The 10,356-nt window shown below is 58.3% G+C and carries 9 protein-coding genes and 3 pseudogenes; 6 read left to right on the top strand and 6 right to left on the bottom strand.

All coding sequences use genetic code 11. The annotated features are described in order from the left end of the window. Positions 1 to 88: 88 nt before the first annotated feature. Positions 89 to 328 carry a transposase gene (locus J6497_RS29760; RefSeq protein WP_225707800.1) on the bottom strand — a complete coding sequence of 80 codons (240 nt, stop codon included), beginning with the start codon at positions 326 to 328 and terminating at the stop codon, positions 89 to 91. A 376-nt stretch (positions 329 to 704) separates the two neighbouring features. Between J6497_RS29760 and J6497_RS42150 the strand changes: the two are divergent. Next, positions 705 to 820: pseudogene (locus J6497_RS42150) on the top strand (SOS response-associated peptidase); the annotation flags it as partial. A gap of 220 nt (positions 821 to 1,040) precedes the next feature. Here the strand turns inward: J6497_RS42150 and J6497_RS29755 are convergent. The 4 genes and pseudogenes from J6497_RS29755 to J6497_RS29745 form a co-directional block, all read right to left on the bottom strand. Beyond that, positions 1,041 to 1,550 carry a cysteine hydrolase family protein gene (locus J6497_RS29755; RefSeq protein WP_225707799.1) on the bottom strand — a complete coding sequence of 170 codons (510 nt, stop codon included), beginning with the start codon at positions 1,548 to 1,550 and terminating at the stop codon, positions 1,041 to 1,043. Positions 1,551 to 1,708: 158 nt separating this feature from the next. After that, positions 1,709 to 2,098 (bottom strand): annotated as a pseudogene (locus J6497_RS29750) (acyl-homoserine-lactone synthase); the annotation flags it as partial. Next, positions 2,089 to 2,202 carry an acyl-homoserine-lactone synthase gene (locus tag J6497_RS41330; protein ID WP_283845291.1) on the bottom strand — a complete coding sequence of 38 codons (114 nt, stop codon included), beginning with the start codon at positions 2,200 to 2,202 and terminating at the stop codon, positions 2,089 to 2,091. The pseudogene J6497_RS29750 and the gene J6497_RS41330, both read right to left, overlap by 10 nt. Positions 2,203 to 2,448: 246 nt before the next feature. Continuing rightward, on the bottom strand, positions 2,449 to 3,177 hold the full coding sequence (locus tag J6497_RS29745; RefSeq protein ID WP_225707798.1) for an autoinducer binding domain-containing protein: 729 nt from the start codon (positions 3,175 to 3,177) through the stop codon (positions 2,449 to 2,451). Between the two features lie 1,355 nt (positions 3,178 to 4,532). Between J6497_RS29745 and J6497_RS29740 the strand changes: the two genes are divergently transcribed. The 5 genes from J6497_RS29740 to J6497_RS29720 all read left to right on the top strand — a co-directional run bounded on the left by J6497_RS29740 (position 4,533) and on the right by J6497_RS29720 (position 8,649). After that, positions 4,533 to 5,732 carry a pyridoxal phosphate-dependent aminotransferase gene (locus J6497_RS29740; protein WP_225707797.1) on the top strand — a complete coding sequence of 400 codons (1,200 nt, stop codon included), beginning with the start codon at positions 4,533 to 4,535 and terminating at the stop codon, positions 5,730 to 5,732. Positions 5,733 to 5,744: 12 nt separating this feature from the next. Continuing rightward, positions 5,745 to 6,617 carry an isocitrate lyase/phosphoenolpyruvate mutase family protein gene (locus J6497_RS29735; protein WP_312010385.1) on the top strand — a complete coding sequence of 291 codons (873 nt, stop codon included), beginning with the start codon at positions 5,745 to 5,747 and terminating at the stop codon, positions 6,615 to 6,617. A 412-nt stretch (positions 6,618 to 7,029) separates the two neighbouring features. Continuing rightward, positions 7,030 to 7,938 carry a LysR family transcriptional regulator gene (locus J6497_RS29730; RefSeq protein ID WP_225707796.1) on the top strand — a complete coding sequence of 303 codons (909 nt, stop codon included), beginning with the start codon at positions 7,030 to 7,032 and terminating at the stop codon, positions 7,936 to 7,938. A gap of 41 nt (positions 7,939 to 7,979) precedes the next feature. After that, positions 7,980 to 8,072 (top strand): hypothetical protein, encoded by a 93-nt coding sequence (locus J6497_RS42145; protein WP_376708289.1) that lies wholly within the window; start codon positions 7,980 to 7,982, stop codon positions 8,070 to 8,072. Between the two features lie 208 nt (positions 8,073 to 8,280). Then, positions 8,281 to 8,649: a PIN domain-containing protein gene (locus J6497_RS29720; RefSeq protein WP_225707794.1), complete on the top strand. Its 369-nt coding sequence runs from the start codon at positions 8,281 to 8,283 to the stop codon at positions 8,647 to 8,649. Between the two features lie 137 nt (positions 8,650 to 8,786). Here J6497_RS29720 and J6497_RS29715 read toward each other — a convergent pair. Continuing rightward, positions 8,787 to 10,328: pseudogene (locus tag J6497_RS29715) on the bottom strand (ABC transporter permease/substrate-binding protein). Positions 10,329 to 10,356 lie beyond the last annotated feature (28 nt).

Below are 10,356 nucleotides of genomic sequence, written 5' to 3'. Positions count from 1 at the left end.
TAGACTCTCATGATCGCGCTGAAGCAATCCTCGGCGATCCGGCGCGCTCATCTTCCGGACCTCCTGGCTAAGAAATCTCGCTCGACCGTCAATTGTCTGATCTTGGCGTGGAGCTTCTCGACCTCCAGTTCGTGGGCCGCCTCGCCATCCCGACCAACGCCCGCGTCGAACGCCCGAACTCCTGAAGCTGCTTCTTCCACGCATAAATCTGGTTCACATGCACCTGGTAGCGCTGCGCCAGATCCGTCACCGTTGATTGTTCTCGCAGCGCCTCCAAGGCGATCTTTGCCTTCAGCGCCGCATCGATTTTCCGTCTCGTCTTCTTCATGGTCCGCTCCGTTTATCAAAACGGAACGGCATCCGCACCACCTAAGCCGCCGGTCCAAAATCCGGGGTCCACTTCACCAGATCGGCCGTCTTCGCTCCAGCCTCGTGCTCCTTCAGCACCGCAATGATCTGCTCTTCCGTGAACCTTGCTCGCTTCATCTGTCCGTCCTTCTTCAGGCCGGACTCTAACTCCATCTGGAGGAAATACGCAGTGGCAGGTCAGCCACAATTCCCAAAGGGCGGATAAGCAGCCGCTGAATGTGATGCCGAACGCGCTGGGCGATGTGGAACAGCAGTTATTTGAAACATGGCTTTACCCAGCCTGCGTGTGCGCGAATGGAAGTCCCACCAACTGCTCGGATGACGCGACCACGCATTTGTGCAATTGTATTCGATCAACCACGAACCAGAAGGCGATCATCGCGCTGTTTCGCGTGATCAACTGGTACGTCGGCAACCTACCGTAATGTCTGGCGTTTGTCCCGGCTATCGTCCGCGATGTCAAAGGCTTGAAGTCCCGCCAGCTTGCTTTCTGCTCAGCAAAGGTCTGGCGCTTCCCCAATCCAAAGGACGTGTCAGAAGGACGCCTAGCGGCCGACAGGCTCCGTGTCTGCATCAGCTATCGAAGCCGAAAGGCCGGCACCGCGCGCGGGCTCGGTTGCACGAGAGCCCGGATCCCGACCGCCGCAAGGCGGTCCGAGGTTGAGGCCACCTCATGACAAAAGCTGCTGAACCTTTTGCTTCAAAAGCGCATCGTCCAGACACACCGCCCATTCCAGCAGCATCTGTCGCACCGTAGTCGGCAAGATGCCGTGAAGCGCAAGTCGATCCAAAACGAGTGATCTGTCCCCGTCAACACGCGCCGCAATGAGGTCCGATAGCAAGCGTACGTCATATCCGCGCTCGGCCGCCTGCAGTGCGGCAATAAAGATCTCCTCTTCGAGCCAACTTCCTCCGAACAAAATGACACCGGTGTGTGCTGAAGCCAGATTGTCCGTGAACCGGCGATCCTGCCAAATGGAAATGGCGTCGACGTCCAGCTGCATCATCGCGTGCACGAGTTGCTGACGAACCTCAATCCCGACCGGCTGGCATTCACCGATGGCTATCGAGGCGACGGCGAACATTTCCAAGCCTGTCTGCAGTAATGAGAAGCTGCTGTGGCGCGCGGCAAGATCGGCCGAAGCCGGTGTCTCGCCGCGCGACAGATTGATCAATACCACCCGACTATGTCGTGGGTCTGCGAACATTTGCGTGTCAAATGACCGTTGCTGGATCTTACTGAGGCGTGCGTTGTCAGGCGGGCGCGTTGACAAGATCGGGTGAGCGGAGCGCAGGGCGGCTGACGTCGGCCGATTCTTACATCCCGTGAAGCGCTTGTTCAGACGTCTCGAGAAAGCCGGCGACGGCCATGGTCCGATCCGACCCGCTGTGGAGCAGCGATCCGTCTCAATGGCCAGCCTGCTCGGCGGAGAATACGCTCCATCCGCGTATCGGTGACTGTCACGATGCTGTCTGCGCTCGCGCCGCGTGCCGCCTCGATCATCGCGGCAAAGAGGATAAGCGTGACGCGGTTCAGACTATTGGCGGCCTGTTCGGCGATAAGGCTCGTGTCGACGCAAAAGCGCGAGCTTTCGAGAACTCTTTCGTCGTGCGGCGCGGGGGTCCCGCCGAGCAGAACGGGAACGGTGTCGGCCAACATGGTCGGTCCGGTCGTTGGAAGCAGACGAACCGAACCAACCGGCTCTCCGCCGTCTGACATCAGAATGAGATGAGTTGGCCGAGCGTGTCATACACATCGAGCTCGAATTCACCTGAGACGGATACGGACCAGTCGAGCCTGTCATTGAAGTCACGGCGCCGCAGCCGGTACATCGCCGCGAGCAACTCCAGATAACGACCAAATTGAGGGGTTGAAGTGCGAGGGCATGCATGCCGACCTCCTGAAATTATCAGGAGGCCTCAAGACCAGAAAGGGACTTTCGAATCGCCTGTTAGATTTTACAGGTGAGTGTGGTTCAACTTGATTACGCTAGATCTTTTTGGACAGAACACATTAATGACCGGCGTGACAAGCGCCAGGTCTCTTCCCATCTCGCGCGAAATGGGAGGTGTGGATGATTAGGACAACAAACCGCGTCGCAAGGCCTCAGCGACGCACTGGGCGATAGATGCTGCACCGAGCTTGCGGCGAGCGTTCTCGAGATGAAAGACGACGGTGCGCGGCGCAATCTGGACCAGCACCGCGATATCCGCGACAGTTTTTCCCCTGGCGACCCACGCAAGACATTGGCGTTCGCGCTGAGTGAGTTCAGTTCCGGCAATTTTATCGGTAGAGGGTACCTCAGGTCTGCTGGCGACACGACTATGGAAATACAACCCGGCGAGTTGTACGAGGTCCTTCCCGTCGGCCACGGGCCGCTCGGGGTGAACGTCGCGCTCGTCCGTCGCCAGCGTAAACGCGGCCATCCGTCCAAATCCGCCCCTGATCGGCACAGTGATACCGGACCTAATGCCGAAGGTCGCCGCTTCATCGAAGAACCGGCGCTGCTCGCGGTTTCCGACCGGGGCTGAGCCCACACCTCCCCAACCGAACAATGCGTGCTCGACACGCGCCCGGCGCACCACGGGATCGAACTCTTGGTATCCAAGCTGAAAGTACCGGCTGGTCCAAGATTTGGGATAGGACGAGATCAGCCTCGGCGTGTCGTCGGTCAGGCGCAGATAGGCAAATCGCTGGAAGCCGAGCCTCTGTGTGAGCCGCGTTCCGACACGCTCGAATTCAGCCACATTGCTTGCGGTTTGGATCGCATCGATGAATTCCTGAAAAATGCTTTCGAGCGGGCTCATTCCGATTTCTACCCTCTTGAACACAAAAGCCCGTGCTTCCCAATGACCTCACAGCGCATTTAGCGAACAACGTGTCCGGCCTCGCGCGACCTCCCGACCTACAGACACGTCTGCGACGCCGCGCAGAAGAAGACCCTGCCGTCCGCCAACGCACCTAGTTGGAAATGCCATGCCCCTATCCTTAGGCCGAAACTCGTTATGTGCCGCCCGAGTATCGTTGCGAAGCAATAGGCCTGTGACAGACCTCAATTAATGTGATGGAGCGTTCTGATTTGGCGATGGACTGGTCGAACGGCTCTGCAGGTCGTTGGGTGCCACGTAGTGGCCAGTACCTGCTCAAGACGCGAAATCTTAGCGCCCGATACGATATCGGTTCATCGCCTGCTCGCGAGCGCGAGAGAAACGTTTGTTGGTGTCATCGACCAGCTCCAGGACGACGTATCGTCTAACAGAATCAGCGCCCCCCAGCCTGCAGAAGGAATGTATCCGTACGTAACGTACAGAACGCCTTCATTACGAGGCGATCGCCTACATCAAGAATGGAACGCCTCGCGCGTGCCCGCGCGGCAAACATCCTTTGACTCTATCATGTTGAATGTTCGATATTTATCCTCAAATGCGATTAGACAGCGAGCCTCCCTTGTCGTGCTCCGCAAACGCTTTCATGGTGATGTGGAAGTAGCGTTTATGTCATCCGTAAGAAGCGGACTTACCTTCCTGCCGTGATCAGCGTCATCAGCTCGCTTTCCATGCCTGAACTACGGACAGTTTTGACGTGTTAATCGCGCGTGAGATTGTTCTATCGGTTCTTCGGACCCTTTGACATCTATGGTGAACAACCGGTCTGCGTGGGCGCGCCGGGACACGACGTAGGAAGCGGGCTTGCCGGGGCTCCGCTCTATCCCGCTTCTGACTGTTGCGTCCTGGCCGGACGCGCTCCTCAGGTGTCTGCGCTCACATGAACATGAAAAGCGGCAATATTCTGCCCGCGCGCGCTACAACCACGAGTAGCTCGCGCTTCCGGTGGTCACGACCCGCAAATGCTTGCTAGTCTCCTGCAAACTCTTCGTCTCCATCCTCCTCCCCGCGGCCGCCTCGCCATGCTGCCAGACATCGGAGTTCCAGCGGCGGCATGCAGTATCGCGCCTTTGCGATCGATCGCAGCGGCAACACTTATCTCGCCCGTACTCTCTGTTGGTGGATGGCGAGCGTCTGCAGCCGTGTCCGGATCCAATTCAAGTATCGCAACTTTCGATCATTTCGTTCAAAAATACGATGACTAGATTGGTTAGATCGTTTGAGAGCGGGTAGAAGTCCTTCAAAATCCTTCTTCTAGGTTCAGCAGGTATTCTATCTTGCCTCTGGTTGCACATCGGCTCAACGTCGTCCGCCCCTCTGAAACCAAGGCCATGACGGCGCGCGCCGCCGAGCTGCGTGATCAGGGCGCCGACGTGATCACGCTCAGTCAGGGCGAACCGGATTTCAACACGCCGTCCGCGATCTGCGAAGCCGGCATCCGGGCGATCCTTTACGGGCGGACGAAATACACCGCGGTCGCCGGAATCAAGCCGCTGCGCGAGGCGATCCGCCAGAGCTTCGACCGCGATCACGGGCTCGATTACGGTATCGATCAGATTACGGTGGGCTGTGGCGCCAAGCAGGTCGTCTTCAACGCGCTCTTCGCCAGCCTCGATCCGGGCGATGAGGTGGTGATCCCGACACCGTGCTGGGTCTCCTATCCCGATATGGTGGCGCTCGCCGGCGGCAAGCCGGTTCTCGTCGCCTGCGATGAATTCCACAGGTTCAAGCTGCGACCCGAGGCGTTGGAGGCGGCGATCACCCCGCGCACCAAGTGGCTGATGCTGAACTCGCCGTGCAATCCGACCGGTGCGGTCTACAGCCGAAGCGAGTTGCTCGCGCTCGCCGCGGTGCTGCGCGGCCATGCCCAAGTCCACGTGCTGTCCGACGACATCTATGAGAAGCTCACCTACAACGTCGACTTCGCCACCATGGCCGCGGTCGCGCCGGACCTCTATGAGCGCACGCTGACGGTCAACGGGGTATCCAAGGCCGACGCAATGACCGGCTGGCGTGTCGGTTATGGCGCGGGGCCTCTGGCGCTGATCAAGGCCATGAACCTCATCCAAGGCCAGACCTCTTCGCACACCAGCTCGATTTCGCAATATGCCGCCATCGAAGCGCTCTCTGGCGGCCGTGAGCATGTCGAGGAATTCGCGAGCGCCTTTCTGCAGCGCCGCGACCTTGTCGTTGCGAAGCTGAACCAGGCCGAGGGGCTTTCGTGCCGCGTGCCGGACGGCGCCTTCTACGTCTTCCCCTCCTGCGCGGGTGTTATCGGCAAGCGCACGCAGAACGGCAACGTGATCGAAACCGACGCCGACTTCGCCATGTATCTGCTCGACGGTTTCGCCGTGGCCGTGGTGCCCGGCAGCGGCTTCAGGGCCTCGCCCTATATCCGCATTTCCTATGCCTCCTCGCTTGAGGACCTCACCCGCGCCTGCGACCGCATCATCGCAGCCTGCGCGGCTCTGTCCTGAAAGGTCTCTCAGATGTCCCCTGCCAAACGCCTCCGCGCCCGCATGGCCGAGACCGGCCTTGTCCACATCATGGCCGCCCATAGTCCGCTTTCGGCGATCCTCGCAGAAGAAGCCGGATTCGACGGTCTGTGGGCCTCCGGCTTCGAGGTGTCAGCGTTGTACGGCTTGCCGGACATGAGTCTGATCTCGATGACACAGCATCTCGACATGGTGCGGGCGATCGCCGGACGGACGACGCTTCCAATCGTCGCCGATATCGATACGGGCTATGGCAACGCGATCAATGTGATCCATACCATCCGCGAATACGAGCGGGCCGGCGCCAGCGCCGTCGTCATCGAGGACAAGTCATTTCCGAAGGTGACCAGCCTTATTGCCGACGGACGGCAGGAACTTCTGCGCATTGAAGAGTTTCGAGGAAAAATCGAGGCTGCTGTGGCGACAAGACGGGACGCGAACTTTCTTGTCATCGCTCGGACCGAAGCGCTGATAGCAGGCCATGGCGAAGCGGAAGCCCTGGATCGCGCGAAAGCCTATGTGGAGGCTGGCGCCGACATGATCCTGATCCATTCAAAAAGGAAGGACCCTTCCGAGATCGAAAGCTTTTCGCGCGCCTGGACCGGGTCCGTACCTCTGGTGATCGTGCCGAACGCTTACCCGGATCTTGACGCCGAGCAGGTCAAGGCGCTCCGCAATATCCGCATGATGATCTACGGCAACTATGGCATCCGCGCTGCTGCAACTGCCATGCAGGAGACCTTCCGCCAGATCATTGCCGACGGTGGCGTCCAGAACGTTCACAAGGACATTCTGACGGTGGAGGAGATTTTCAGACTTCAGAGGATGGACGAGGTTAAGGCCGCTGAAGCTCGGTTCCTTCGCTGAAGGCAGCATTTCCGCTCCCGCCGCAACCGCCAAGATTCTAACACGGTAGATAGCGCCCGAGCTCCGATCGGGCGCTATCGTGACGCTGTTGAGAAAATTTGAGTAAACGGCATTCTCCTCCAGAAAGCCGGGTGGTGTCGATTGCAAGAAGAGACGATCGCACCGAACCATTCTCTCGGCGTGCTTAAGATGCGGCTTTGGGGCCAGCGATTAATTGAAGTGTTGAGCCTGACTGTACGGAACGTACCGACTTAAGCCGCCGGTTTTGTGCGCGAGATATCGTCGATAAGCAGCAATCCGGCTATAAACATCAACTAAGCTCCAAACATCAAATAATGTGATGGAATATCCTCTAGTCTGCGATGCTCGCCGTGACATTGGCGGACATCCCCAGAACTTGCCGGAATAGAAGATGGCTAGCGACGACGATGAAGTGCCTCTCAACGCGATCCGCGTGTTCGTGGCGATCGCGCGAGAAGGAAGTGTCACGCGCGCGGCCAGTGCGTTGGGAGCGACGCAGAGCTCCGTCAGCCGCTATCTGGCTGTGCTGCAAGATTATCTGGGTACGGACCTGATCGAACGGCGCGGTAGGCGGAGCGAATTGACGGAATTCGGAAGGCTATTTGCGAACACAGTCGCCGAACCGCTAGATACAGTGTGCTTCACCGCCAAAAGAATGCGCCGGCGGAATAGTTCGGACGCCAATCGGATTGTGGTCCGCACGTCGCTTTCGACCTTCGCTTACTCCCTTCTGATTCCGAATCTCCAGGCATTTTCCGCTGAAATGGGCAGCGTAATCGTGGATGTGATTAGTTCACTGTCTCAGCCGACGTCTTCAGACGACTACGACGTCTTGATCACACGCGATCTTTCCATGGTCGAACCGGCCGATGATTGGGAGGTCTACAACGAACAACTCGTTTGTGTGGGCTCGCCAAATCATGTGAATGGCAAGAACCTCTCAGTCGTTCGTTCGATGCCGATTCTGAACATCACATCCCGGCCCGACATACTGCCGACATGGCTGCGGGCGATGAACCTGAGCTTTGCAGACATAAAGACGGGCGCGCGATACGATCACAACTACCTTGCTCTACCGGCGGTCATGACGGGAAAATGCCTTCTGGTGGCGCCCGAAATTGTCGTCAGCGATCTGGTGCGCGTGGGTGTTCTGCAGGTGATACCAGGATCACGTACTGGCAGCGGCATGCAATATCGGGCCTATGCGGTCGACCGCAGTGCCAATTCCGAAGTCGCCCGTGCTTTTTGCCGGTGGCTAGTCCGCCTTTGCAAAAAGGCCGCCCTCGTGGAAGCCGCTTAACGTCGCATTAGACTATTTTGAACACGGGTGCTCAGTGGCACATGCTGCCGCAAAGCTATCCGAACTATAAAACCGTGCATCGGCGCTTTCAGAACTGGTGCCACAATGAAGTATTGCGGCGTGTTCTGACCTGACATCGCCAACGAACTTCGCGAGAACGGCGCGCTCGACGAAGAAGAGTGTTTCATCGAGGCAACCTTCGCGATGGCCAAGGGCGGAGGCGCGCAGATCGGTCCTACAAGGCGCGGAAAAGGCGTATCCCTCCGGCGGCGGCCGCCTTGTGTAGTTCGGTCGTCTCTCTGAGGATGTGACCTTAAGTCTAGCTTTAAGGTCACATAGCGAATGCAGGTGCAGGTGTTGGGCGCCGAACGTCGGCGCCGGTGGAGTTACGACGAGCGCGCCATTGAAAAGAGGGCGCCGTTTCATCGGCAACGAAACGGGATCAACGACGCCATCATGATTGAATTTTATGCGGACCAACTCGAAAAAGAGAAGAGCGACGAGGTACAATTTGCGTTCGTCACTCACAACGACGATTTCAGCGACCCGGCAGGGGACCAAAGAAATCCGCATCCCGATATCGCGAGCTTCTTTTCGCAGAAATCGTATTATTCAATCAATTTAGGCGAACTGTTGAATGGGATTGCACCGGAGTTACTGGAGAACGTCAGGTTTGAACTAGAATTCGCGGAGGACGAGCCGACTGCGTGACGAGGAAGGCTTTGCCAGGACCATCCCTCAAAGTGGTCGGCTCAATTCTTTCTTCAGATGCATCTTCCATAAGACGAACGACGGCTCATCGCAGAACGTCGAACGAAAACGCCCTTGATCCTATTTTTATACTTAGTTTATCGCGACTGCAAATGCACGGCCTTTGCCAAGGCTCGCGCCGCCTCTTCCGGAGAAGCCTTGTCCGTATGGCTGTCGACCATGAGGTTAGCGGCGCGCATGGCCTCAACCGGAACCGAGCCGACAAGAGGAATAAGTGCTCGCTTCAGCCGTGTATCGGCGGCGCGCTTTGGCGCTATGAGGATCAGCGCGTCGTAGGAAGGTATCGCATGCTTGGGGGCAGCCAGCACGAGAAGGTCAAGCGCTGCAATACGCCCGTCGCTGGAGAACGCGGAGATGACATCGGCCTCGCCGGCTTCAAGGGCGTGATACATCATCGCTGGGTTGAACGAGCGTCGCGTTCTGAACGACAGACCATAGGCGCTCCTAAGCGAGCTCCATTCCGGTCGTCCCAAAAATTCAAGATCATCGCCGATGGTGAGTTGAGGTGCAACACGGGCGAGATCGGCGATCGACGCGATGTTTAGTGCCCGCGCTCGTTCTCGTTTCATTGCGAGAACGTAGGCATTCTCAAAACCAAAGCGCGCCGAGTACCGTGACGGCTTGCTCTGCTTTCATCCAGCGGACGATCTCCGCCTGCATCTCCTCGCGCGATGGCGTATCGGTGCGGCCGATGACGCGCCAGAGCGTGCCGGAGTAATCGACGTAAGCATCAATGTCATTGTGAGCCAGCGCGCGAAAGGCGATAGCCGAACCGAGCCCGTCCTTGCGCGTTACGCCGACTCCCTCGGCCTTCAGTCGGTCACCCATCAAGTCCGCTAGGATGAACTGTTCGGAGAAGCTCTTCGCGCCGATGGTATAAGTTGCTGCTTCGTTCGAGAGCAGTGGCGCGAGACCGGCGAGCATGCCCAGAACAAGCCCGGCGATACCGAGCACTACGCGCTTCCTGCTGCGTTCAGACGCCCTGTCTCCACGAGACCGAGAAAAAGGTCGGCGACCAGAGCAAGCCCGGCGGCGGCAATGCAGCCGAACAACACAGAAACCCAGTTCTCGGTCTGCAATCCCGTAAAGATGTAATTGCCAAGGCTGGTTTGGCCGACGGGCGTAGAAAGCGTGGCTGCTCCAATCGTCCATACAGTTGCAGTCCGCACCCCGGCCATGATGACAGGCGTGGCGAGCGGCGCCTTAACGCGCGTCAGAATCTGCTGCGGCGTCATACCAACGCCTTCCGCTGCTTCGACGATAGCAGGACTGATGCTGTTCAGGCCAACCACACCATTGCGCAAGATCGGAAGCATGGCATAAAGCGTCAATACAATCAGCGTCGGCAAGAATCCGAGCGCGGGGATGCCGAAGCCGAAGAGCCGCACCGTCAATGTCGAGAGCGCAAGGAGCAAAGGATAGAACAGTGCGAGCAAGGCAAGCCCCGGTATCGTCTGGATCAAACTCGCGATGGCAAGCACCAGTCTGCGTAGCCAGGGTCGATCCGCGGCGAGGGCAGCCAGCGGCAGGCTGACGAGAAGTCCATGCGCCAGCGCCGTGGCGCAAAGCACAATGTGGGGTGTGAGATAGATAGGAAGCAGGCGCCAGGCGTCGTACAAAGCGTCTAATCGGGCACTGGAAAGCAGC

The sequence above is a fragment of the Bradyrhizobium cenepequi genome, assembly GCF_020329485.1.
GTDB lineage: Bacteria > Pseudomonadota > Alphaproteobacteria > Rhizobiales > Xanthobacteraceae > Bradyrhizobium > Bradyrhizobium cenepequi.
Note: the sequence above shows the minus strand (reverse complement) of the source record. Positions and strands in the feature narration are given on the sequence as shown.